20 protein-coding genes are annotated in these 24,284 nt (G+C 43.5%); 10 read left to right on the forward strand and 10 right to left on the reverse strand.

All coding sequences use genetic code 11. The features are described 5' to 3' along the window. The first annotated feature begins 25 nt into the window (after window positions 1-25). Together Q8W40_RS14555 and Q8W40_RS14560 are read left to right on the forward strand one after the other, a co-directional pair. Window positions 26-508 (forward strand): acyl-CoA thioesterase, encoded by a 483-nt coding sequence (locus Q8W40_RS14555; RefSeq protein WP_305398195.1) that lies wholly within the window; start codon window positions 26-28, stop codon window positions 506-508. 294 nt (window positions 509-802) lie between these two features. Continuing rightward, complete coding sequence (locus Q8W40_RS14560; protein ID WP_101113103.1) at window positions 803-1,054, forward strand: hypothetical protein; 252 nt, start codon at window positions 803-805, stop codon at window positions 1,052-1,054. A gap of 490 nt (window positions 1,055-1,544) precedes the next feature. Here Q8W40_RS14560 and malG read toward each other — a convergent pair whose 3' ends face one another. From malG to malE, 3 genes are all read right to left on the reverse strand, one after another. Further along, entirely contained in the window at window positions 1,545-2,435 is an 891-nt protein-coding gene (gene malG / locus Q8W40_RS14565) for a maltose ABC transporter permease MalG (RefSeq protein ID WP_305398197.1), read from the reverse strand. A gap of 10 nt (window positions 2,436-2,445) precedes the next feature. Next, on the reverse strand, window positions 2,446-4,017 hold the full coding sequence (gene malF, locus Q8W40_RS14570; protein WP_305398199.1) for a maltose ABC transporter permease MalF: 1,572 nt from the start codon (window positions 4,015-4,017) through the stop codon (window positions 2,446-2,448). Between the two features lie 86 nt (window positions 4,018-4,103). Continuing rightward, window positions 4,104-5,285, reverse strand: a complete 1,182-nt coding sequence (gene malE, locus Q8W40_RS14575; protein WP_305398201.1) for a maltose/maltodextrin ABC transporter substrate-binding protein MalE — start codon at window positions 5,283-5,285, stop codon at window positions 4,104-4,106. Between the two features lie 397 nt (window positions 5,286-5,682). Here malE and malK point away from each other — a divergent pair, with 397 nt between their 5' ends. Then, window positions 5,683-6,792, forward strand: a complete 1,110-nt coding sequence (gene malK / locus Q8W40_RS14580) for a maltose/maltodextrin ABC transporter ATP-binding protein MalK (RefSeq protein ID WP_305398203.1) — start codon at window positions 5,683-5,685, stop codon at window positions 6,790-6,792. 74 nt (window positions 6,793-6,866) lie between these two features. Here the strand turns inward: malK and Q8W40_RS14585 are convergent, their stop codons facing one another. The 4 genes from Q8W40_RS14585 to Q8W40_RS14600 form a co-directional block, all read right to left on the reverse strand. After that, complete coding sequence (locus Q8W40_RS14585; protein WP_305398204.1) at window positions 6,867-7,037, reverse strand: hypothetical protein; 171 nt, start codon at window positions 7,035-7,037, stop codon at window positions 6,867-6,869. A gap of 141 nt (window positions 7,038-7,178) precedes the next feature. Beyond that, on the reverse strand, window positions 7,179-7,832 hold the full coding sequence (locus Q8W40_RS14590) for a LuxR C-terminal-related transcriptional regulator (RefSeq protein WP_370693388.1): 654 nt from the start codon (window positions 7,830-7,832) through the stop codon (window positions 7,179-7,181). A gap of 629 nt (window positions 7,833-8,461) precedes the next feature. Further along, window positions 8,462-8,662, reverse strand: a complete 201-nt coding sequence (locus Q8W40_RS14595; RefSeq protein ID WP_101113110.1) for a chromosome partitioning protein ParA — start codon at window positions 8,660-8,662, stop codon at window positions 8,462-8,464. A gap of 82 nt (window positions 8,663-8,744) precedes the next feature. Beyond that, window positions 8,745-10,661 (reverse strand): methyl-accepting chemotaxis protein, encoded by a 1,917-nt coding sequence (locus Q8W40_RS14600; RefSeq protein WP_305398205.1) that lies wholly within the window; start codon window positions 10,659-10,661, stop codon window positions 8,745-8,747. 272 nt (window positions 10,662-10,933) lie between these two features. Here Q8W40_RS14600 and Q8W40_RS14605 point away from each other — a divergent pair, with 272 nt between their 5' ends. The 6 genes from Q8W40_RS14605 to Q8W40_RS14630 are packed head-to-tail and all read left to right on the forward strand — an operon-like array spanning window position 10,934 to window position 17,833. Continuing rightward, a complete protein-coding gene (locus Q8W40_RS14605) occupies window positions 10,934-11,890 on the forward strand; it encodes an AAA family ATPase (RefSeq protein ID WP_305398207.1) in 957 nt (318 codons plus the stop codon). 9 nt (window positions 11,891-11,899) lie between these two features. Beyond that, a complete protein-coding gene (locus Q8W40_RS14610) occupies window positions 11,900-12,820 on the forward strand; it encodes a DUF58 domain-containing protein (RefSeq protein WP_305398208.1) in 921 nt (306 codons plus the stop codon). Between the two features lies 1 nt (window position 12,821). After that, complete coding sequence (locus tag Q8W40_RS14615) at window positions 12,822-13,310, forward strand: DUF4381 domain-containing protein (protein ID WP_305398209.1); 489 nt, start codon at window positions 12,822-12,824, stop codon at window positions 13,308-13,310. Next, entirely contained in the window at window positions 13,307-14,269 is a 963-nt protein-coding gene (locus Q8W40_RS14620; protein WP_305398210.1) for a vWA domain-containing protein, read from the forward strand. Before Q8W40_RS14615 ends, Q8W40_RS14620 begins: the two co-directional genes overlap by 4 nt. After that, window positions 14,262-16,211 (forward strand): VWA domain-containing protein, encoded by a 1,950-nt coding sequence (locus Q8W40_RS14625; protein ID WP_305398212.1) that lies wholly within the window; start codon window positions 14,262-14,264, stop codon window positions 16,209-16,211. The genes Q8W40_RS14620 and Q8W40_RS14625 overlap by 8 nt, the downstream gene beginning before the upstream one ends. Continuing rightward, window positions 16,205-17,833, forward strand: coding sequence for a BatD family protein (locus Q8W40_RS14630; protein ID WP_305398214.1), 1,629 nt, complete (start codon window positions 16,205-16,207; stop codon window positions 17,831-17,833). Before Q8W40_RS14625 ends, Q8W40_RS14630 begins: the two co-directional genes overlap by 7 nt. A 195-nt stretch (window positions 17,834-18,028) precedes the next feature. Here Q8W40_RS14630 and Q8W40_RS14635 read toward each other — a convergent pair whose 3' ends face one another. The 3 genes from Q8W40_RS14635 to Q8W40_RS14645 all read right to left on the reverse strand — a co-directional run bounded on the left by Q8W40_RS14635 (window position 18,029) and on the right by Q8W40_RS14645 (window position 22,299). Next, window positions 18,029-19,288: a sensor histidine kinase gene (locus tag Q8W40_RS14635; protein WP_305398216.1), complete on the reverse strand. Its 1,260-nt coding sequence runs from the start codon at window positions 19,286-19,288 to the stop codon at window positions 18,029-18,031. Beyond that, window positions 19,285-19,956, reverse strand: a complete 672-nt coding sequence (locus Q8W40_RS14640) for a response regulator transcription factor (RefSeq protein ID WP_104402803.1) — start codon at window positions 19,954-19,956, stop codon at window positions 19,285-19,287. Before Q8W40_RS14640 ends, Q8W40_RS14635 begins: the two co-directional genes overlap by 4 nt. A gap of 318 nt (window positions 19,957-20,274) precedes the next feature. Next, complete coding sequence (locus Q8W40_RS14645; protein WP_305398219.1) at window positions 20,275-22,299, reverse strand: sensor histidine kinase; 2,025 nt, start codon at window positions 22,297-22,299, stop codon at window positions 20,275-20,277. Window positions 22,300-22,674: 375 nt separating this feature from the next. On the opposite strand from Q8W40_RS14645, the gene Q8W40_RS14650 reads away from it, so the two are divergent. Beyond that, window positions 22,675-24,195 carry an HD domain-containing phosphohydrolase gene (locus Q8W40_RS14650; protein WP_305398221.1) on the forward strand — a complete coding sequence of 507 codons (1,521 nt, stop codon included), beginning with the start codon at window positions 22,675-22,677 and terminating at the stop codon, window positions 24,193-24,195. Window positions 24,196-24,284: the final 89 nt, after the last annotated feature.

Consider the following 24,284-nt stretch of genomic DNA (forward strand, 5'->3'; position numbering starts at 1 on the left):
GTTTTAAGCATTACGACTGGATATTATGAGCAACAGCCAACGAGAAATAACCCTGCGCTTTCTAGCAGAACCCACAGACGTCAACTTTGGTGGAAAAGTTCATGGTGGCGCCGTCATGAAGTGGATTGATTTGGCAGCATATGCGTGTGCGGCTGGGTGGAGTGGAAAGTATTGTATTACCGCTTATGCGGGTGGTATCCGATTTGTTGCGCCAATTCGCGTAGGAAACCTTGTCGAAGTCACAGCTAAGGTTATATACACTGGTCGTAGTTCAATGCACATCGCTCTAGATGTGCAGGCTGGTGACCCCAAATCCGCCTCCAAGATACTGACCACGCACTGTATCGTCATTATGGTAGCTGTGGATGAAAATGGTCAGCCTACTCAAGTACCTGAATGGGTGCCTACTGACGAAAAAGACATTGAGCTTCGTGAATCTGCCGTTCGGCTTATGGATATGAGGAAGCAAATTGGTGCGGAGATGGAAGCACACGTTAAAGACAAGTAGCGGTTTCATTTTCAGCTCAAATTCGAAAATAGTCATTTCGTACAAGCGAATTCCGAGCTCTTTTTATGTGAATGTGATCCAAATTTCATTTCATCCAAATAAGCTCAAGACTGAGCTTATTCAACCTTACCCTAAGGACCTTGTCTTCTGGTCTATTTTATCTCCAGAGAACTTGGAAAAGGCGACTCCGTCGTATTCTTTATTCACTTAAGCTCCTGTCATCAATGTTTCATCTTTATTTGTTCTAATGCTCTCCACTATCATCATTCGGTTTGGCGCACAGTAAATTGAGCAATGATTAAATTAAGTGAACAAACAATCAAAGATTTGAAATCTGTTGAGTACCAATGGGTTCGAACACTTTACGCTGAAGGTTATCAGCCCTTTGAAATCAATCACTACATCCAGACTTGTTTTGGGGGAGATGATGTTTTTGCGGATTTATTTAGACGAGTAGCCCTTGATCAGGAGAGCATATACGTATTAATGCGGCACCTTGGGTGGGCACCTTCCAATCGCGAATATTTGTATGGCAAAGCGCTTTAAACTACCTAAAACGTTATTGATAATCACTACATACAAATTAAATTTACAATTTTCTCATTAATTAGATTGAACTGCCCCGCAATTTTTTTGATAACTTAGTTATTAACTTTCGAATCGGCTTTGCACACAAACAAATCCTGTTATATTGAATCAATCTCTCATTATTCCTAATCAATGAGAGATTCTTACTATGAAATATAGAACACAAGGCGGATTTATAAATGCCTTGATACAGCTACGAGAAGAAGTTTGAGCGTTTTTTCTATTTTCTTTTGCTGTGCTATATAAAGTTTTTGCAATAAAAAGCCCAAGCTTAAAGCTCGGGCTATCGTTACAAAAACTGTTAGACAAATACGTAAGGAACTCAGCTAACAGCCAGCTATGCGTAACCAAGTAATTTGCAGCGCACTTAAATCAACTGATCAGCGGCCAAACCAATACGTTGATAGTACACAGATTATTATATTCGTGAATAATTCACGAACTCCTATTATCCTTTAACTCCCCCCGCTGTCAATCCTCCAATAAGCCATCTTTGCGCCAGTAAGAACACGATAGTTATCGGAATAGCAGATAAAACCGCCGCAGCAGCGAAATCTCCCCATAGATAATTTTGCGGATACAAATATTGTTGCATACCGACAGCTAAAGTATAGGTATCAACATCGGAAAGTAGCAAGGATGCGACAGGAACTTCTGTAACTGCCGCTATGAATGCCAAAATAAATACAACGGCGAGAATGGGCACAGAAAGCGGCAGTAAAACCAACCTAAAAGCTTGCCATGGTGTTGCGCCATCCAGTGCTGCCGCTTCTTCCAGTGATGAGTCAATGGTTTCGAAGTAGCCTTTAATCGTCCAAACATGCAAGGTAATACCACCCAGATAGGAAAATATTAGCCCACCATGCGTATTTAGACCCACAAATGGAATGTACTGCCCCAACCTATCAAACAAGGCATACAATGCCACCAGAGCCAGTACAGCAGGAAACATCTGAAAGATCATCATTGCTTTCAATAGAGTGGTTTTCCCACCAAATTTTAACCTGGCAAACGCATATGCAGATGTGGTCGACAATGCCACAATAAGCACAGAACTGATTGCGGCCACCTTAACTGAATTCCATAGCCACAACAAAACGGGAAATGGAGGCGGTGTCGCAGAGCCATCAGCGTGAGTCACTGTAAACCCTAGTGCCAACTTCCAATGCTCTAGAGATGGGCTTGAAGGAATGATTTCCCCCGTTGCAAAATTGCCTTCTCGTAAAGAAATTGCAATAACCATAACTAATGGGAATAAAATCAGCGCTAGAAAAAACCAAAGCGCAATGTGCGTTGCCCAAACTCTGTATTTCAGCGATTGTCCTTGTACCATTGGCATAATTCTACTCCTAACGCTCAGACAGTTTGGTAAATTTAAGATTAAGGAGAGCCAACCCACCCACTAGTAAGAAAATCAGCGTTGCTATTGCACTGGCAAGACCAAAGTCTTGTCCGCCAGAGCCTTCAAACGCGATTCGATAGGTATAGCTCACTAACAAGTCGGTATAACCCGCGGGTTCCGATGTTCCAATACGGTTTGGTCCACCTTCTGTGAGCAGCATGATCATAACGAAGTTATTAAAATTGAAAGCAAAAGTCGCAATGAGTAACGGCGTTAATGGTCGCATCATCAACGGCAGCGTTATGTGAACGAAGTTTTTTATGGGGCCAGCGCCATCAATGGCAGAGGCCTCATACAAATCATTCGGAATTGCTTTCAATAACCCCATACATAAAATCATCATATACGGGAAACCCAACCATGTGTTTACAACTAGCACCATGGTTTTGGCTAAAATGGGATCAGAGAACCAAGTCGGGCTGATCCCAAAAAGTGCATTCAACACCATGTTTATCTCACCGAAGCTTTGGTTAAATAACCCTTTAAAGATGAGGATAGAAATGAAAGACGGGACCGCATAAGGGAGGATCAGCATAACTCTATAAACGGCTCTCCCTTTTAATGCCTCCCACTGAACAACACTCGCTAATATCAAGCCAATAAACAGGGTGAACACCACCGTACAAACCGAAAACACTATCGTCCAAATGAAGATATTGATAAACGGCTCTTTGATTCCCTCATCTTTCCAAACACGTTCAAAGTTGTCGGTTCCTATGTTAACCACATATCCCGGAGAAATAGGGTCGCCTTGGAATTTACCGTTTGAAAACGCTTGATAGTAACCAATGTCGTCGTTGGGCTTAAATATTTGTTGGTTTTCTTGGTTAACCAGTGTTCGCCGGTCTTCAAGCAGGTGATATTTAGACTGTACCGAACCAAATTTCCTCAACCCGTTCATTGTCACTTCTTCACCGTTTGGCAGTGTAAGAGTGAGTGTAGAGAGTGTCTTGCGATGCTTTATGACGGTTTTCATTTTTTCCTTGCTACCTGTAGGGCTAGCAACAGAAAGCATTGGAATTGTAGTCGATGTTATGTTGTCAAATTCGATGACTGTAGATGCCACCCACTTCCCCGACTGATTAATAAACACCCGGAAACCATTCTCAGAGCTGTGCAGTTGAAACGGGTAGTTTTCTCCGCTTTGAAAAGTTTGACCAAGCAGGACAGATTGAGCTCGTTCGAATGAAAGTTGGTTCTTTGCACTGTAATTAGTCAATGCTAAACCAACGGTATAAACCAAAGGAAACACGACAAACAGAATCATCCCCGCAATGCCTGGGTAGATATATCGATGCGCGTAGGTTTTCTTACTACCAAAGATTGCGACGGCAAGCGCGGTTAACACAACGGTGAGTATTGCAAAAGCAAACTCACCTTGAGCATACATTAGAATACTTGCGTAACCGTTAACCAAAGAAATACCCACCAACACCAACCATTTGATGATGAGTTGTGTCGAGAAAGAAGGTGAGGATACCGTTTCGCTCAACGATTCAGTATTAGAAAATGACGGCATATAAAGACTCGCTGTACAGCAAAGGAAGATAACTCGCACCACTACTTAGATGCAGTGGTGCAATAGATTTTCTGAACCCCTGCGGGTTATTTAGTCATTTGTTTCTCAGCATCACTCAATGCCGCGGCTACCCCCTGACGACCGTCTACAATGTTAATCACCGCACTTTTTGCAGAGCTCCAGAAAGCATTCATTTGAGGAATATTAGGCATCACTTCTCCGTTTTTCGCATTGATCATCGTCGCTGCTATACGCTTGTCCTTCGCAATCTCTTGTTGAAAAGTGTTTAACGCTACGGCACCCAGAGGTTTGTCGTTATTGATGGTACGTAAGCCTTCGTTTGTCAGTAAGTAGCTTTCAATAAACTCAACCGCTAAGTCCTTATTTGGAGAAGCCGTGCTAATACCAGCGGTTAATACGCCGACAAATGGTTTGGATGGCTGACCATTGAACTTCGGAAGTGTCGCTACCCCGTAATTAATGCCCGATTTCTCTATATTTCCCCAAGCCCAAGGTCCATTAATTGTCATCGCAACGTTGCCTTTGTTGAACTCCGATTCCGACACCGAATAATCCATATCTGGAGAAATCACACCTTTATCTGCCAGCGATTTAACAAAGTTCATTGCAGCCGCGACACCTTCTTTATTGATGCCGGCGTCTTTTACGTCGTAGCCACCCACTTTACTCTTAAACGCATAACCACCGTCCGCCGCCATGAGCGGCCATGTGAAATACGGTTCTTTTAGGTTCCACATAATGGCTGATTTTCCGTCTTTCTTTAGTTTTGCATTGAGTGCTTCGATCTCCTCCCAGTTTTGTGGAGGGTTCGGTACTAAGTCTTTGTTGTAAATCAGAGATAAAGATTCGACAGCGACTGGGTAACCAATGAATTTGCCTTTATAAGTCACTGCGTCCCATGCAAAATCGACAATGCCTTCTTTGATTTCCTTGGATGGGTTCACTTCAACTAATAAACCCGATTCTGCATAGCCACCAAAACGGTCATGTGCCCAAAAGACAATATCGGGTCCATCTCCAGTAGATGCGGTTTGCGGAAACTTGTCTTGTAAAGAATCTGGGTGCGCTACCGTCACCTTGATACCAGTATCCTCTTCAAACTGCTTGCCCACTTCGGCTAAACCGTTGTAGCCCTTATCGCCGTTAATCCAAATCGTTAACTGCCCTTCTTCAATGGCTGCACTTGCAGCGAAAGAGCCAAGAGACGCTATGGCGCAAAGCGCAAATGCACGTACTGGAGCATTCATATTGTTATCCTTTTTAATATGTAGAGATACGCAGATAATGATGATAGAACGACAGGGAAACATCATCATCCTAAATGCTACGCCTTACCACAGACGCTGACGTTTCGTGACCGTCATTGTATTTATCAATAACTCCAGATCACAAAATATGACGATTTTGTGACTTCCACCTCGCCCACTAATTTATAGGCACGTTAGAGGTTGTTGATTGTACTCGGGGTCTCCTCCTTAACTACTCCCCCCATGCCTCACTTGCTTAGGATGACCCATTTAGTTTTGCAATCGGTCATTATAAAGCACAATTATTTTTGAGGCTTCTAGAGGTCTTTGATATTTTAAAAACCCTCTAATCTCGAAAAATCTTTATAGCTCAAAAGGTTAATCTAAGGAAAGCGATATGGCGAGCGTTACGCTTAAAAACGTGTCAAAAGCTTATGGCGACACACTTATCTCAAAAAACATCGACTTAGAAGTCGAGCAGGGAGAGTTTGTCGTATTCGTAGGACCTTCAGGCTGTGGAAAATCGACTCTACTTCGATGTATCGCGGGGCTTGAAGATATTACATCGGGCGATCTCTACATTGGTGAAACAAGAATGAACGATATTGAGCCATCCAAGCGAGGAGTGGGCATGGTCTTTCAATCTTATGCTCTTTACCCTCACCTCAATTTGTTCGACAACATGTCATTTGGCCTCAAATTGGCTAAAGCCAATAAAAACGAAATAAAGAAGCGAGTTACTGAAGCCGCCGACATTTTGCAATTAACCCCATTGCTCCAACGCCAGCCTAAAGCTTTGTCTGGTGGCCAACGTCAACGCGTGGCTATAGGGCGTACACTGGTTTCGCAGCCAGACGTTTTTCTGTTAGATGAACCACTTTCTAATCTGGATGCGGCCCTAAGAGTCCAAATGCGCAGTGAGATCACTAAATTGCAACGCCAGCTTGGCTGCACAATGATCTACGTAACCCACGATCAAGTTGAAGCCATGACAATGGCAGATAAGATTGTGGTTTTGGATGCCGGTTATGTTTCTCAGATAGGAAAACCTTTAGAGCTTTACCATTACCCTAAAAATCAATTTGTCGCTGGATTCATCGGTTCACCAAAGATGAACTTTATTGATGTAAAAATAGAAAAGGTCGAATCAGATCAAGTTTTGGTTCAAACAGAGGGCAATCAAGCATTTTGGATTCAAGTCGATGGATCCACGGTGAGCTCTGGCGAAAAAATGGCATTAGGCATAAGACCAGAACACCTTGTTGAACATTCGGCATCGGACCATATTATAAATGGAACGGTTCAAGCGGTTGAAAAACTAGGCAATGAAACGCAAATTTACCTGAGCTTGAGTGACTCAGACACGCAAGTCATTTACAGGGCACCAGATACCATAGAAGTAGAACCCAACCAACTGTTTACTGTCGGAATTCCCGCTCATCGATGCCACTTGTTCCACAAAGATGGAAGCGCATGCCAGCGTTTGTACAAAGAGAAAGGTGTTTAAAACAATATGGCTTCTAGGGGGACATAGAAGCCGTAGTAGCTACAATGCAAGGTGGGCTGTTGGCTGTGGAACGGCTAACTCGAAGTATCAGACCACTTTATCCGGTTATACACTTCCTCATGAAGCGTTTGGTTAGATTGTTCAAGACGCAAAATCAATGATTCAATTTTATCCATCCAATTCAAATCTTTATTTCGATCGAGAGCTTTATCATCAATATTCGTTTCATGCTCTTTGTCAGCCATTGCTGTGCTCCCCATAAATCCACTCTCTTTCTAAGTACCTTTATTGGTTTGCTTTTATTTGGGCTATAACGCCCAAGCAAAAGTACTTAGGAAAACCATATTACAATCATAGTCCAACTTTTTGCGAGAGGAGCAAAGTCGTTAAACGAGTTCTTCTTGGCTGATGTTTTCTTTTGCCCAAATCAAGGCTTGAAGACGATTTTTTGCGTGAATTTTCTTAAATAAATTATGCAAATGCGTTTTGACCGTATTTTCACTAACAAACAGTTTGTCCGCGATTTCTGTGTTCGTTGCACCCTTAGCCAAATGTCGAATGATCTGTTGCTCACGGCGAGTCAGTTTTGAATAAAGCGCGTTAGTGGTGCTCTTTTGGCGCTGTCGATAGTACATTATGTATTCTTGAGCTAACTTGCGGCTTAACCACATCTCACCATTTTGAATGGCTCTCATGCCTTTTGATAGCGTGTCAATATCATCATCCAAATAGAACACGCCCACCAGACTCGTCCAATCTAACAATTTTCTTGAATCGATGTTTTTCTCACAATTCAGTAAAACCTCTTGGCTTTGTGGAAAGTAGCGATTTTTGTACTGTAAATACTTTGGTAAAAACCCAGAATTAATAGCACTCATATCAATAACAACAAAGTTATCTGTCTCGAGAGATAAACCTAACTCTCGGTTTTCTAATATTGAATCGAGTTGTAAAACCTTCACATATATGTGCAATTTCTCTTCTAAAGACCGCTGAAGTAGCTGTGATTGCATTGTGTTATTTGTTATTAGAGTAAACACCACAGTGTTCCTTTTAATTATTTTTCCAACTGGGTTGAGCTGTATACGTTATAAATATAAACGGCAATGTCAAGGCACACACTTCAAATACAACAAAATGCGTATAACCTTTACATATAACTCATTGATTATATTGCAGTCTCACTTATGAGAAATGCCCTTTATTCTATATCTCGAATTCTGTTCGAATAATTTTATCGAATGGAGAACCCATTAATAAAGTGACAAGAATCACTAATTATTGCCTATATTTAATTCTAGATATCACTTAAAGCATTATTATTTAGAATGCTGTCTTGTCTACTCATAATAGCATTATCCACTTTACGGTTTATATTGGTATTGATTTTAATATCAATTAATAGAAAATTGAGTGAACATGCAAAACTCAGATTCACATTGGTGAACTTGGTTCAAATAAATAGTCGTTCATACTGTTATATATTGGAGTAGTTTCAAAACAATAAAATCAAGCATCGATAATACTGCATGATACACCCAAAAGGCTTGCTATACCTAAGTAACGTCAAGGTGCAGGATTCAGAGCCCCATACTCTGTTACATTGCAAGGAAAAGAAAAGCGCCAGAATAGGCGCTTTATACACTATGATCCCACGTTAGAGACGTTTCTAATGAACGGGCTTGGTGCCTTTCTCAGAAAACTTGCCGAAGTACTCTTCCATGATTTCCGGAGTCAGTTTCCCTTCCGCTTCAAGTTCTTTTAATTTAGCGACAATTTCTCGTTGCTCCTCCAAAGAGGGGAGTTTTACTTCAGGTTCACTGACAACCTCTTCAGTCATTGCGGCCAGATCTTTTTCGAAATCACTCATAACGTACTACCTTAAAAATAATTTTCTAAATTCTAACTATTCATCACCGTGGATTCCAGCAGAAATGAAAGCTCTGAACTCCTTAGAGCTTAAAGTTGCTCACCATGGCATCCAAACGTTTAGAAAGCGACTGAAGCTCTGCACTCGCATCTGCAAGCTCTTGTGCGGTACCAGTAGTAAGCTCATTAATCGCATTGATCTCTTCAATGTTTTCATTAATAGTATGCACCACCGTCGACTGCTCTTCAGTTGCTGTTGCTACTTGGGTATTACGGTCAGAAATATCGCTGATGCTCTCTGAAATGCGTCCAAGTACTTCTACAGCTTGGTCGGTCGATTCCACCCCTTCCATCGTTACTTCTTGACCCGCTTCCATAGCAGAAACCGCATCTTGAGCATCCGCTTGAAGTTGGTTAATCATTTTCTGAATTTCTTCTGTCGAATCGGCAGTACGACTTGCAAGGTTTCGTACTTCATCGGCAACAACAGCAAAACCTCGCCCTTGTTCTCCAGCACGTGCCGCTTCAATGGCTGCATTTAACGCCAGTAAGTTAGTTTGCTCGGATATATCGCGAATAACATCCAGTATGGAGCCAATGTCTTGTGTTGTACCAGCCAGTTTCTGTACAACACCACCAATATGGTCGATATCAGATGCCAATCGGCTAATTGCATCTTTAGCACGGAAAACAACACCGCGGCCATCTTCGGTATTCGACTCTGCACCACTTGCCGTTTCTGCAGCCGTTGCCGCATTGGACGCAATTTCACTGATCGTTGCACCCATTTGGTTGATAGCTGTCACCACTTGAATGGTCTGGTCACGCTGATTTTGACTGTTGTCGTGCGTAATGTGAGATTTCTCAGCCACACCTTCCGCTGCAATCTGCAAAGCGTTACTGGTTGCCGCCACCTCTTTCACGGAGTTATGAATCTTTTCGATAAAGCCATTAAAGCCCTGAGAAAGCTTTGCAATCTCATCGTTTCCATTAATTTCTATGCGCTGCGCTAAGTTACCATCGCCTTCACCTAGTTGGCGGAAGCGCTCTGCAATCACATTAATAGGCTTGGTAATGCTGCTCGCGAGAATCAGGCTCAATACAACAAAAATTAGCGCAACAACTAGCGTGGTCAACATCATCTTTTGCGCTGTCGAATCGAGCTCTGCAAACACTTCTTCAACAGGTACTTGCGCCACAATAAACCAATCCATCGAAGCCACATATTGGCTTACAACAAATACATCTTTCCCGTCATATTGCGCACGAACGATGTTATAACCTGATTTATTTAAAAGATTTGAAGCTTCTGAACCGTAGATCCCCGTGAGATCAGAGTCAGACTTTGAAGATTGCTTATGAATCTGAACCTTTCCCGACGAATCGGTTAAAAAGACAAAACCCGATTGCTCTATTTGAAAACTATTCAGAAGAGAAACCATATCGTTTAAAGATTTAGAAAGACCGGACATCGTCTTACCAGATACAATCTGGTAGTTGGCGAACATTTTCACTTCGCCTGTCGATTCGGTAAATACACTCACCATGGTTTCCTGACCCGATGAAGTAAAACCAAAAAACCAGCCATCTTGCTGACGGGTTAACTGACGCAAAAAGCCATTCTGATTCCAGTAATAAGCGGTATCACGGTTAGCGACTGATGCATCATTCAATTTGTATTGGCTACGAATGGTATTAAGCTGGTCAACCAACATTTTTTCCGTAGCTGGATCGCGCTCTGTAGAACTCACAGCTTGTTGAATAAACGTGTTGTTTGCAATTTGCTCCGCAGCAGAAAGAAGCTGAGTCACTTCTTGATCGACTTCAGAGCTGACGAGATTAAGCATGGATGGAAGCTCTATTTCAACCAAGCGATGCTCCAATACATCACGAGCTTGGTTTTGAGCCATAAATCCAACAATACTGGTGGAAGCCAATACCGCGAATGCCATGCCAATTACGATCTTTTGTTTAATATTCATAGACAGAGAACCGAACATACGATTGCCTTTTTAAAAACTTTGGTAGGAGGAGTCTCCAGCACTCTTGATTTTGTCAATACAATTTGAGACGGAGGAGGTAACAGTTTGTAACTTATCGGCAGAGTATACAGAACCTTTACTGACTTTATTACAAATAACTTGTAAGCATTTTATGAATTTACACACAGTGTCTTGATTTTTCTAAACGAACCAATATCTTGTAGCTGAACTTTTTTAGATTTTATGAGTCGGACTTGTCGACTAATTTGTAAATTGGAGCCTTTCAACGCATGCAAGTGAACCTATTTCAACAATTGCAGACGCATTTAAACTCACAAGTTATTGGACAAAGTGAGCTGGTAAAGCAAATCCTCGTCGCTTTACTGGCAGACGGTCACATTTTGGTAGAAGGACCGCCAGGGTTGGCTAAAACGCGTGCCGTAAAATGTTTAGCCGACTGCATTGAAAGTGATTTTCACCGAGTCCAGTTCACGCCAGATTTACTGCCCGCTGATCTGACGGGCACGGATATCTATCGCCCAGAAACTGGGTCGTTTTCCTTTCAAAAAGGTCCTATATTTCATTCGTTGATTCTTGCCGACGAAATCAACCGTGCACCAGCAAAAGTCCAAGCCGCTATGCTTGAAGCCATGGCAGAAGGACAAGTGACCGCTGGCAGCCAAACCTACTCACTGCCTGAACTCTTTTTAGTCATTGCGACACAAAACCCGATTGAGCAAGAAGGCACATACCCGCTGCCAGAGGCTCAACTGGATCGTTTTTTACTTCATCTTGAAGTAGATTATCCAGATGCAGAAAGCGAATTGGCTATCCTTCGTCTAAACCGTGGTGAAGCGTTGAACGACGAGAAAGCAGAACAAGTCACAATCAGCCAACGAGATATCTTTGCCGCACGTAAAGAAGCCCTTAGCTTGCATATGGAAGAATCCATAGAGCAATACATCATTCGTTTGGTGATGGCGACACGCCAGCCTAGTCAATACAGCGATGAACTTGCCCAGTGGCTAGAAATGGGGGTAAGCCCGCGTGCTACTATCGCTCTAGACAGAGCTGCCCGTGCTCACGCTTGGCTTAGTGGTCGTGATTTTGTGTCGCCAGAGGATGTTCAAGCGATGGCTTATCCAGTACTGAGACACAGAATGCTGTTGAGTTATTCTGCACAAGCACAAGGCATTAGCGCTAATCATGCCGTCAAAACCATTCTTTCACTGGTCGGCAGCGCGTAAGAGTTCACTATGTCCAACATGCCCCCTTACGCCAATGGCGCTTTTCTTTCCATTGAAGAGCTGCTTTATTACAAAAGTCAGACTGCAAAATGGCTTCCCCCCGCGAAAAGCTTGTGGTCTCAACTCAGTGGAAGCCATCAAAGCCGCGGCAAAGGCCGTGGAATGAACTTTTCTGAAGTTCGCCAATACCAAGCGGGGGACGATATTCGCTCCATCGATTGGCGAGTCACCGCTCGTACCGGAAAGGCCCATACAAAGCTGTTTGAAGAAGAACGTGAGCAGCCCGTTATTTTGCTTATCGACCTGAGTAGCCAAATGCGATTTGGCTCTTCTTTGTTGCTTAAATCCGTTCAAGCGGCTCATATGGCAAGCCTAATTGGGTGGCTAACGGTTCAAGCGGGTGATAGGCTCGGCACCGTGATATCGACTGGTAACGAGATAGTCGACGTTAAGCCTATGGCGCGTGCAAAAGGGGTATTGAGCGTTATTGAAGCTATCATAGAGGCTCACAACAGAGCGCTGCAAAGCGTCAACCAATCACCAGCATCTATCAACTGGTCTACATCACTGCAAGAACTCCATAGACTCAGCCCTAAAGGCAGTGAGATCATCCTACTGAGCGATTTTATATCGTTTAGCGAACCCGACTTCACCCTTCTTAGCCAAGTAGCTCAGCACAATCGTCTACGGGCCATTCAATTTTATGACCCTCTCGAACAAGGGGAAACAAGGTACAAGGGGCAAAATGCCGTTAGCGATGGCAAGCAAAGCCGATGGGTGGATTTTTCTTCTTCCAAAACCAAACACAGTTTTCGTCAGGATTTCAGCGCCCGCTCAGAAATGTTAAAGAATGGATTTATGAAACAAGGTATTCATTTTAGTCAAATTTCGGCTGGCGATAACCTGATGAACCAATTACACAGAGGTTAGAATGCAAAACAGCCCTCAATCTCTTAATTTAGCACCCATTCAATTGCCTCAAGAGCCTGGACTATGGCCTTTGGCTTGGGGTTGGTGGGCAGTGGCTATTATTGCCATTGTCGCTATATTGGGTGCCGCATTGCTTTTTAAACAATACCGAGCAAGACGTCACGCTAAACGAATAGCACAAGATAAACTCAAGCAAATTAAATCGGCGAAGGATGGTATGCAGTTATTGCGTCAAGCTGCTCTGAGTTACTTTCCAAGAGAACACATTGCTTCGCTTTCAGGGCGAGATTGGTATGCATTTTTAGATCAACAGCTCAAAGCACCTCGTTTTCTATCCAAAGCCAGCACTTGGGATGAGCTCCTATACATGCCCAGCAGTCAATCGGGTAACACTTCTCAACCAACCGAGCTCTTGAGTGATATTGAATATTGGATTAACCATGCCCTTCCACCTCGTCAACTGGCCGCGCTCAACAAGGGGGGAAGATGATCGATTTTGAATGGCTCTGGGCATTTTTGCTACTTCCACTGCCCGTTCTTGTGTACTTTTGGGCACCTAAAACACAAGAGTCACAAGCAGTTCAGCTCCCTAGTATTCCTAATACCCAGCTAGGGGAAACGCCTAATCGAAGTGGTCAGAAACTGCTGCTACTTAGCATTTGGCTATTACTTGTTACAGCAATGGCTCGTCCTGTTTGGCTTGGCGAGCCCGTAGAGTTTTATCCAGAGCATCGAGATATGATGCTAGTCGTTGATCTCTCCTACTCCATGAGTAAAGAAGACATGCTGGAAGATGGCGACTACATCGATCGCCTCTCTGCGGTTAAAAACGTGGTCGGCGAATTTGTGGCTAAACGAAAGGGAGATAGGCTTGGGCTCGTCTTATTCGCTGATCATGCGTACTTGCAAACTCCGCTGACGCTCGACAGACAAGCGGTCAAATCTCAGCTCGATAGAACAGTGCTAAAGCTCATCGGAACCAGCACCGCCATTGGTGAAGGTATTGGTCTTGCGACTAAAACGTTTATAGACAGTGACGCCCCACAAAGGGTTATGGTGCTGCTTAGCGACGGTAGCAACACTGCCGGAATTATAGACCCTATAGAAGCAACAAAAATTGCCAAAGAATACGGTGCAACCATTTATACCGTAGGCGTAGGTGCAGGAGAGATGGTGGTAAAAGACTTCCTATTTGAACGTGTGGTAAATACAGCAGAAGATCTGGATGAGAAAACGCTGATTCAGATTGCAGACATGACGGGTGGACAATACTTCCGCGCTCGAAACAGTGATGAGCTTGCCACCATTTACGACACAATCAACGCACTTGAGCCCGTATCAAGTGCTAGCCAAACTTGGCGTCCTAAGTCCGAATGGTTCTGGCTACCGCTTTCAGTCGTTCTCTTTCTGTCTTTGGTTCTAGCGTCACTTAGGAGGAATCATGGCTGATTTTCTATTTATGAATCCTTACTGGCTTTTAGGGATCCTTCCTGCGATTGCTTTGAGTTTCTGGATAAAAAGAGGGAGTTCCTCTAAAGGATTGATTGCAAGTCATCTTGCTCAAGCCATGGGTATTTCACAGAATCGAGCACGTTACATACACCATTTCTGGTTTGTGTTTTGGTGCATCAGTTGTATCGCTCTTGCCGGTCCGAGCTTCGAAAAACAGACTCGTCCAGCATTCAATGTCAGCCATGCTCGCGTATTGGTTTTGGACATGTCACGCTCTTTATACGCCAACGACATCAAGCCCAACCGATTACAGCAACTTAAATATAAAGCGCTCGATCTCCTCCCTGAATGGAAAGAAGGCAGTACTGGTTTGGTCATCTTTGCCGGAGGTGCCTATACCATTAGCCCTTTAACAACAGACAGCCAAACACTCGCGAGCCTCATTCCTGATCTAAAGCCCGAAATAATGCCGCATCAAGGCAGCAACGTAGTAGCCGCTGTTGAATTGGCGATAAAGTTAATGAGCGATGCTGGGCACCAAAAAGGCGACATCATATTGCTAGCCGATGAACTAACGGAAGCACAGGCGAAAAGCGTCACAAAGTTACTTGGAAAAAGCTGGCGAATGTCTACCATTGCTATTGGCACGGAACAAGGTGCGCCTATCTTACTCCCCGAAGGTGAATTGCTGAAATCTCCAAGTGGAAACACGGTGATTGCCAAAACCGAATTTGATGGATTTAATTTGGTGGCTCGTCACTCTGGTGGGGTATTCTCCCCACTGCGTGGTGATGGTAAAGATGTCGAAGCCATTTCAGCGCTTTCGATTACGCCATCCACTTCCTCTGACAGCGACAGCCAAGAAGTCAGCGACCGAATTAATCACGGATATTGGTTGTTGCCCGCTCTTGTCATTGCAGCTCTTAGCTTGTTCCGCAAAGGATTTGTATTTGCGATTGTTCTACTCGTCTTCCCAATGCCAAAACCTGTGCTTGCCTCTCCTTTCCAAACAGACGATCAAGCAGGATTCCAAGCCTACCAAAGTCAAGACTTTGAAAAGGCCGCAGAACTCTTTGAATCGAAAGAGTGGGCGGGTGCAGCTTGGTATGAAGCAAAGCAATACGACAAAGCAATCGAAAGCCTTGAAGGTATTCAAACGGAAGGCGCACAATACAACTTAGCCAACGCATTGGCGCAAAAAGGTGAGCTTGAGAAAGCACGGGACCTGTATGAATCTATTTTGGAAAAGAATCCAAACTTCGAGGATGCAAAACGAAATTTAAGCATTGTTGAAGAAGCGCTGAAGCAACAGCAACAGCAACAGCAACAGCAACAGCAACAGCAACAGCAACAGCAACAGCAACAGCAACAGCAGGATTCTCAAAGCGATTCAAATCAAGAACAACAGGACGAGCAAAACGCCTCTTCTCAAGAGGATAGCGCTGACTCTCAAAACTCGCAGGATCAACAAAACCAGCAACAACAAAACGGCGAACAGTCACAATCTCAACAATCTAAGGAGTCGTCAGAAAATTCAGACGATGCTAGCCAAACAGGCGAGCAAAGTGAATCTCAGGATAAAAAGGGGTCCGACGACTTCAATGGTTCTGAAGGGAAACCAGACTCTGACATAAAACCAGACGCTGATAGAAAACAAGGCTCTCAGGGAAAGCAAGATTCTGAAAATGAGGACGAAAGTGAATCATCACCTCAACCAGCAAGTTCAGAGCGTGAGCCTGGAAATGAATCTGAAGAAGATACACAAAACCAAATTGCCACCAACTCTCAAGCCCAAGGCAGCACCCAAGAGGTCGATCCTCAAATTAGGCAATTGGAACAAATCCAACAACAAGCGGATGCGAGCCGTCTGCTTAGAGCACAAATGATTTTACAAGAAAGACAAAACCCCGCTTCTCAAAGGTCTGAACAATCATGGTAATTCGTAATTTCTTATCATCCGTACGGTGGTTCTTCTCCCTCACTGTCTTATTGGTTCTTGCGACACCAACAGCATTTGCAAACGATGCCGTTGCAACGGCGACAGTGAGCCGAACCAGCGTCGCTAAAGATGAAGTATTTCAACTCAAAATCTCAGTCAATAAGCGTGTATCAAACAGCAAAGTCGACTTTTCTATTTTGCAGCCAGCCTTTTATATGGGACGACCTAGTTTTGGATCGTATACCAATTCGGTCAATGGAAAAACGACCGTTAGTAGCGAGTGGACCGTCGCATTAGCCGCAACCCAAACGGGCATTTTGAAAATCCCGAGTTTCGAAATAGACGGCGCAAAAACTGCTCCCATCGCCATTCAAGTGACAAACGACAGAAATGCGCGTACCCAAGATGATGTCATTCAGCTTGCCGCCAATATTGAAAAAAGTGATTTGTATGAAGGTGAGCGTACAACGCTTCATGCAAGACTGATCATCAAAGCGGATCTTCGTCGCTTGCAGAACACCAATATCGAGTCAGCCTTTGGGGAAGGTTTATCCATCGAACCGATCGGCGAAAGCAATCAGTACCAATCGGTTGTCGATGGTGTGGAAGCGACCGTTGTCGATCAGTCGTTCTATATCATCCCTGAGCGTTCAGGTACATTAACGCTGCACCCTCCTCGCCTCAAAGGGGCACTAATTGAAAGCCCAGGGACAAGAAGCAGCGGTACTCGGCTCATTCAACTTGATAAAAGCGCCCCTGCCATCACCTTAACAGTGAAAGCGAAGCCTTCCACGTATCAAGGTGCGTGGCTGCCTACACCATCGTTGATGGTGGATCAGCTTTGGCAAGATGAAGAAGGTAATCGCATTACTTCCGATGCCTTCACCACAAAAGTAGGTTCTCCTATTCAACGAACATTAGTGATCCGAGCAAAAGATTTGAGCCAGCAACAAATGCCAAACTTGAAGGTGACCTATCCTGCACATATTCGTGTGTACGATGAGGCCCCTCAGTTCTCTCAAGGCAATAATGGCGACATTATCATGACCGTTAAGCAGGTGTTGATTGCAAAGGAGACAGGGCAATTCGAATTGCCAGCGGTGGGCGTTCGATGGTGGAATAGCGAAGCGGGTCGAGAGCAAACATCAACCGCCAATCACATGTTTGTCACGGTTGAAGAAGGCGAAGTAAGTGATGCTATTCCCGTGGTGCAGCCAGTTTTACCTCAGCAAACTGTCACTGTTATCGACAGTGGCTTCTGGCCATATCTTACGGCTTTCTTCGCTCTGCTTTGGTTAGCCACCTTAGCACTTCTATCGAAGGTTAAACGCAGTCCAATACGTGTTCCTTCTAAACCTATCAACGTGAAATCAGACAACTCTACAGAGCAGCTGGTTCAAGCAGTAAAAAGCAAAGATGGCATTTTGTTCGATAGATTATATCGGGAGTGGGCGGAAACCATTCAACTCAACGACGCTATCATCAGCCAAGCTAACGCTTTCAGACAAAGCTTGTATGGCAAGGGCGACGCGACATTTGATGAGAGCACATTTATCATTGAAATCAATGGCGCAAACAAGCAAAAAATTGCAGATTCTTCCAATGTGCTTCCGTCACTTTAACAGGTAGCCTGTATTTACTTTGGTAACGTAAAACCTGAAAGCCAAAATCAGCTAACAACAAAGGGATGAGTTAGATAACTTCATCTCTCGATAAAAGAAAGCGCGCTGTGCATAGCGCGCTTTTTGTTTGCGTTCATTTTCACAAGTCATCCCTGTGTGCAGGATGAGTGTTTCAATTGCTTGAGTCTGTTAATTCTAAGTCGACAGCAAGTCTTTTTTCTCGAACTTCACGGTAACGTGCACCATCCCATCTTTGGCAGCAAAATCGAAATGCCAGAGCTGCGTTTGACATATTCTTTTTACCAACTCTAACCCCAAACCAAAGCCACTGGATTGACGCCCTTGATAATTCGCAGAGTTTGAAATGCGCACCGCCTCATCACCCACTGATATTTCAACTTCACCGTGTTCGGCATACTGAAAGGCATTTCGGATAAGGTTGCTCAACACAATATTAAGTAAATCGGGATTGGCCGATAGCTGGCTCTCTCCTTTCACATTGACTGTAAGTGCTTTTTGTTGCCTTAGGTAACTTAAGTCTTCCACCAGCTGTTCACAACAATGCCGCAAATTCTGATCGGTTTTGTCTAACGGTTGTCCCGATTCTCTTGCAAGCCACAACAAAGACTGTGTTAATGACTGCATATTATCCAAGGCATAGCGAGCGCGCTTTAAGGGCCTTGAAGGAGGGATTTGCTCATCTATGGTATCGAGAGATGCTTGCATGATTGCTAAAGGTGTACGGAGTTCGTGGCTTGCGTGTCTTAAAAACTGGGTTTCACGTTCATTGAATTGGCTAACGCGATCAATGGCATCTTCCAGCTGTTTCGCCAATTCGTTAAGCTCGGTAAATCGGTATTTAGGTCGAGGCTCTTCTTTTGACGTGCCTAATGTCGAAGCCCACCGATTAAGATGTACAAATGGTGCGCCGATACTTCTCATCCACCAAAGCGCAACAAGCACCAAAATGGCAGAGAAACAGATCAACGACCAAATACTTTGCTCAATAACTGTGTTGGCAAATTCTTCAATAAGCCATTCAATGTCTTCTACGGGATATTGACTGAGTAGATAGACATACTCCCCATTACTGAGTAGATGAGACATGATGGAAATATGGTATTCCTCACCGTTTATCTCTTTCATTATCGCGGTTTCATCTTTCGCATGGACACTCTCGGCCGACCCAAACGTTTTTTTAATGTGGTCGGGAAGGATTTCCCAGCTTCGGTACACTTTTGTGGAAGACAGCGTTGTTACGCTAGAGTCTGGGTCTTTCTCTAAGTGGCGGACCATGGCTCGAACATCCATCCAAGCGGCCGTATTCGATACTTTTTCAAGACTCAGAGAATATTGAACCATTGCAATAATGATCATATCGATCACAAGGAAAAAACCGAAAAGAACCAGCTTTTGCATCAGGTCCTTTTTCAAGGATATGGAATACGCTTTCATTCCAATACCTTCACCTGTATACCGGCATTAATGCGGGTATGCAGTAGAGGAGAACCAAAAGGCTTGTCTAGAACCTTTCTCAAATTACTCAGCTGTACATTCAGGTTCCCCGGCTCTACCGGATCATCTGGCCAAACAGCATTTTCCAATTCAGGTCTAGGTACCACCCTAGGGCTTTGAATAACCAAGTAATGAAGAATACGCCACCCGATGGGCGTCATTTTCAACCTTTTTCCTGATCGGTAAGCTTCTTGTGTGTTCAAATCGAGCTCTAAGTCGCCTATAGATAGGTTGCTCGACACGTTCGGCTTCGTTCGTTTTGATAGGGCTTGCAATCGCGCCCAAACAACAGGCATCGGGCAGGGCTTTACGACAAAATCATCGACACCACTGCGGAAGCCTTCCAGTTCATCTTCAACTGTGTCGTATGCGGTCATCATCAATACAGGAGTTTGAATACGCGCTTCTCGCAGCATTCTACATACCTCGTATCCATCCATTTTGGGCATGTTTACATCCAATATGATGACATCTGTATCGCCTTGCAGCGCGAGCGAGAGCCCACTTTGTCCGTTGTAGGCGAAATCACACTCTACACCTTTCAACTCCAAATAATCTGCAAGTGCGCCAGCAAATTGGTTATCGTCATCAATGATTAAGACTTGCATGTTTTTTCCTCGTCCCTTTCTTCCGACACGTTACTCGTGCTCTGTCTTTCTGAGTCAATTCAGGTCCCAGATTTAGCCGAAAAACTAGCATGTAATCGGTTAATATGACCTTAAGTTTACAGGGTTCACGGTGAAGAGAAGTCACCAAATGTTTGGAATGCGACAAAGCGCGATCAGAGAGTGAATCTTCGATTAAGTTTCGAACAAAATGGCATCTATACCCAAGTGGCTTCAAGATGCTTGGTTCTGCGAGAGTTAACTGGTTTTCAGACAAGACACCGATTTAAAGATCTAGCCATTCTAAATCAAGAATCAGAGCTATGCCGATTCTTGTTTATCTTGAAGATCAAGTTGTAGCGGTACGGTAATAACAAACTCAGCCCCATGTCCAAGTTCAGAAGAACACTCTATTTTTCCTTTCAACAACTGATTAACCATGTTGTAGATAATATTCGCACCTAATCCACTTCCGCCTTTTCCTCGCTTGGTAGTGACAAATGGTTCAAATATGCGCTTGAGTATTTGTTCATCAACACCTTGCCCTGTGTCCTTGTAGCAGATAATTAAATTTTCTTCATTGGTAGAGACATGTATGAAAATGTTCTTATCCCCGCTCCATTCATCAAATCCATGTCGGATACTATTGGCAATGAGATTGGTGTAGATCTGAATGTAGCAGCTCGGATAACTCTCGATATGAATGTTATCGGGGCAATCCACCTCAACACTCACATTGGCTACTTTTAACTCATGAGACAGTGAGAGCAGCACTTTCTCTAAGTTCTCTTTCACATTAAACGGATAGACGGATTCGCTACTCTGATCTACAGCAACTTGTTTGAAGCTTGATACCAGTTGCTCCGCCCGAGAAAGGTTTGCAGTAAGAATTTGAGCCGACTCTTTTAGCGACTCTATCGCACCAGAAAACTGTGTTTTAGACAGTTTCCCTGTTTCAAATCCCGTTTGCAGTACGTTTACTTTTTCGTCTATAAAACTTGTTGCCGTAACGCTTATACCAAGTGGTGTATTGATCTCGTGAGCAACCCCTCCAACCAAGCTACCGAGCGAGGCCATTTTTTCCGCTTCAATTAACGATTCTTGCGTTTCTTCAAGCTTGCTAAGGGTATCGGAAAGTTCATGATTCGCTTCTTCTAGAGAGTGTGTTCTGTCTTTCACTTTTTGCTCTAACTCTCGATTTAGCGAGATCAATTGGTTTTCCGCATTCGTCAAATCGGTAACATCTATGCCAAAGCACATGACTCGCATTTGCTCTTTATTTTCAATAACACGCCATTGTAAAAACCGTTGCTTCCCTTCTTGATCTCGCATTGTAAAAACCAAATCGAATTCGGGAATATTTTCGATCAATTCCTGCTCGCTTTCCTTCTCTACGTCTTCATCCACAAAATACCCAAACCAGTTTTCTCCTATCAGCTCACGCTCTTCCACTCCAAGAAGAGCCTCCACTTCAGAGTTAACCAGTTGAATTTCGAATTGGTCATTTAAAGAACAGATCAAAGAAGGAGAAGATTGAATAATTACACGGGTAAAATCACGTTCATATTCAAGCTGGTTATTCATTTTTTTACGTTTGCCGAGCTCCGAATCAATACGATGGTATAAAGCATTAATAGATTCGACTAACGTATCCAGCTCATCTTGATGATTACTTCTGTCCAAACTCAACAAATCACCAGATTCGTTGCTGTCCAGTTTGTGCCCTTGCACGAAAGAGGAAATACGATTGATGTGCTTTATCACGACGTGATAGACCACGTAAAGAACGCACATCGCGACAAGAAAGATTTTCACCAACTGAGTTTCGAGGACAATTATGGCTTTTTCCCAAAGCTTTCCATAAATCAGCTGATAAGATGCCTCGATTCTTAGCCCACCAATTTTTTCATCTTTGTGGACCAAATCGTAGAGATGGCTTAATTCATTGAGGGGGCTTTGCTCTCCAATTTCCACCACGGAGTTAAGCGTGCCATTGTGAAATGAAAAGATACCGACGTACTCAACACTAGAAACGTTTAAAATACCGTTTGCTTGAATCAGCATCTGCTCTTCATCCAAATTCCACAAGCTGTTTGAAATAGAGGAAGTTAAGCTTTGCTCTAGCGAGCTGATGGAATTTTGAAGAAGTTGAACTTCTTTTTTATAGTCCCAGTAAAGTTGTACAGCCGTAATAGCGACCGCAAGTACAGACGTACACAAAACAATATAGATCAGCAATCGAACAGCAAAACTGTGCCTATTCATTGTCTTTAACGTTGAAATGATCCCATCAGACTTACTCGTGCTAGAAGTGTCCGAACTATTATTAGGAACACCTGAACTCATCGACTTTCCTCATCCATACATGATGCATCTAGTTGATTAACGTAAATATAATTAAACCTCAAACCATTGAATATACCCACGCTAACCCCATGTTCAAATCACACTCAACCTATGAGCTCTATGCTCAACATCTAACGTTCTAAATAGTATAGACAGTGAAATTAGATTTTCTTGATATTGTAAGTAAATTTCCTTGAGTGATCAGAGCTATGTTCTTGCTTTCTACCTAATCACTTAACTCCTAATTAGAATTTGTGCTTTAAATGAAATCTTTGTCTACACTTGTTTCAGACGGATGATTTTTTGCGATGCCTTTTCTCTCCATTTTGGAGTAAAAAAGGGCGTGAAATGGAAATAGATTGAGTTATGGGGTCAATGATGGGAAATGATGATCAATTCCTCTTTTCAGATCATGAAGAAGAATCGGAAATTGAAGAACGTGAGACATGGAAGGTCTTAATCGTCGATGACGATGCTGACATTCATAAAGTCACCCAATTTGTTCTCAACGACTTCGAGTATCTGGGAAGAAAACTTAACTTTGTAAACGCATACTCCGCAGCAGAAGCCAAAGAGGTATTTGTAGAACACGATGATATCGCCGTTGTATTTCTTGATGTCGTTATGGAATCGAACCATGCCGGGCTTGATCTGGTCGACTGGTTACGTGTAGAGCAAGGGAACAAAACCAGCAGAATCATTTTGCGTACAGGTCAGCCAGGCGATGCTCCTGAATCCGAAGTCATTAAAAAGTATGAAATTAATGACTATAAAAACAAAACAGAGCTAACGGCGACAAAACTAAACACCACCCTTTGCGCAGCGTTGCGTTCTTATCGCGACATTATGGTGATCGAAAACACCAAGAAAGGGCTGAATACGATCATCAATTCTTCAGCATCTATTTTGGTTGAAGGAGATGGTGGGCATTGGCTAGACGGGATTCTTTCTCAACTTTCTGCTTTGCTGCATCTTGGCGAAGTTCACGCGTTCAATTTTGCTGCGCAAGAAGTGGAAGGGAAATGGCAGGTCGTCGCTTCTTCCGAGGGTGGTGAAGGACTCATTGGTAAAGAACTGGATGAGTTTATATCCTGCTCCGTTGATGATGTCACCAGCACCAAAGATCGCTTTATTCAAGTTAAAGACGAAGAATTTCTCATTCCAGTCAAAGTGAATAAAAGCGTTGGTCTACTGATCGTACACTGCCCAAGAAGCAGCATTGAAGAAAACATCGAAATACTCGATATATTCATCCGAAACATCACTATCGCTTACGAAAAAGTCATTTTGCTCAATGAGGTTCGTGATACCCAAAAAGAAATTGCCTATCGCCTTGGGGAAGTGGTGGAGACACGCTCAAAAGAATCAGGGAGCCACGTTAAGCGAGTAGCCGAAATATCGCGCTTTCTTGCCTCAAAATATGGCTTACCACCAGAGCAATGTGAAAAGATTAAACTCGCCTCTCCGTTGCACGACATTGGAAAGATTGCGATTCCCGATGCGGTACTCAATAAGCCAGGGAAACTCGATGCTGAAGAGTGGGTGACCATGATGTCTCATGCCAGTGTAGGCGCAGAGATCTTACGTGGTTCTAACCTAGAGATTTTGAATATCGCAGCAAACATTGCTGGTCACCATCACGAAAAGTGGGACGGTTCAGGATACCCGAATAAAATATCAGCCGAATCGATTCCAATCGAAGCTCGTATTACAGCACTAGCCGACGTTTTTGACGCTCTAGCATCCAAGCGCTGCTACAAAGATGCATGGCCAAGTGACAAAATTTTCGAATTATTCCAACAAGAAGCAGGGAAACATTTTGATCCTAAACTGACCGAAATTTTTCTTGAAAACTTCGATGAATTGCAAGGGATACGGGGGTCATTTCCTGACTAGCAATTTCATTTCTATTTCCTTAGCCAGCGGATGTCGCTGGTTTTTTTTTAATACTCTTTTAAAAACGTAAATGAGATCTCCAACACCAA

The sequence above is a fragment of the Vibrio penaeicida genome, from assembly GCF_030689305.1.
Lineage (GTDB): Bacteria > Pseudomonadota > Gammaproteobacteria > Enterobacterales > Vibrionaceae > Vibrio > Vibrio penaeicida_B.

Excerpts from the sequence above, each read along its gene's own strand:
- Q8W40_RS14595 (WP_101113110.1), bottom strand. The coding sequence starts at position 8,662 with ATGAGTGATTTCGAAAAAGATCTGGCCGCAATGACTGAAGAGGTTGTC.
- Q8W40_RS14650 (WP_305398221.1), top strand. The coding sequence starts at position 22,675 with ATGATGGGAAATGATGATCAATTCCTCTTTTCAGATCATGAAGAAGAA.
- Q8W40_RS14645 (WP_305398219.1), bottom strand. The coding sequence starts at position 22,299 with ATGAGTTCAGGTGTTCCTAATAATAGTTCGGACACTTCTAGCACGAGT.
- Q8W40_RS14600 (WP_305398205.1), bottom strand. The coding sequence starts at position 10,661 with ATGTTCGGTTCTCTGTCTATGAATATTAAACAAAAGATCGTAATTGGC.
- Q8W40_RS14560 (WP_101113103.1), top strand. The coding sequence starts at position 803 with ATGATTAAATTAAGTGAACAAACAATCAAAGATTTGAAATCTGTTGAG.
- Q8W40_RS14610 (WP_305398208.1), top strand. The coding sequence starts at position 11,900 with ATGTCCAACATGCCCCCTTACGCCAATGGCGCTTTTCTTTCCATTGAA.
- malG (WP_305398197.1), bottom strand. The coding sequence starts at position 2,435 with ATGCCAATGGTACAAGGACAATCGCTGAAATACAGAGTTTGGGCAACG.
- Q8W40_RS14605 (WP_305398207.1), top strand. The coding sequence starts at position 10,934 with ATGCAAGTGAACCTATTTCAACAATTGCAGACGCATTTAAACTCACAA.
- Q8W40_RS14585 (WP_305398204.1), bottom strand. The coding sequence starts at position 7,037 with ATGGCTGACAAAGAGCATGAAACGAATATTGATGATAAAGCTCTCGAT.
- Q8W40_RS14640 (WP_104402803.1), bottom strand. The coding sequence starts at position 19,956 with ATGCAAGTCTTAATCATTGATGACGATAACCAATTTGCTGGCGCACTT.
- Q8W40_RS14625 (WP_305398212.1), top strand. The coding sequence starts at position 14,262 with ATGGCTGATTTTCTATTTATGAATCCTTACTGGCTTTTAGGGATCCTT.
- Q8W40_RS14620 (WP_305398210.1), top strand. The coding sequence starts at position 13,307 with ATGATCGATTTTGAATGGCTCTGGGCATTTTTGCTACTTCCACTGCCC.
- Q8W40_RS14555 (WP_305398195.1), top strand. The coding sequence starts at position 26 with ATGAGCAACAGCCAACGAGAAATAACCCTGCGCTTTCTAGCAGAACCC.
- malF (WP_305398199.1), bottom strand. The coding sequence starts at position 4,017 with ATGCCGTCATTTTCTAATACTGAATCGTTGAGCGAAACGGTATCCTCA.
- Q8W40_RS14615 (WP_305398209.1), top strand. The coding sequence starts at position 12,822 with ATGCAAAACAGCCCTCAATCTCTTAATTTAGCACCCATTCAATTGCCT.
- malK (WP_305398203.1), top strand. The coding sequence starts at position 5,683 with ATGGCGAGCGTTACGCTTAAAAACGTGTCAAAAGCTTATGGCGACACA.
- Q8W40_RS14635 (WP_305398216.1), bottom strand. The coding sequence starts at position 19,288 with ATGAAAGCGTATTCCATATCCTTGAAAAAGGACCTGATGCAAAAGCTG.
- malE (WP_305398201.1), bottom strand. The coding sequence starts at position 5,285 with ATGAATGCTCCAGTACGTGCATTTGCGCTTTGCGCCATAGCGTCTCTT.
- Q8W40_RS14630 (WP_305398214.1), top strand. The coding sequence starts at position 16,205 with ATGGTAATTCGTAATTTCTTATCATCCGTACGGTGGTTCTTCTCCCTC.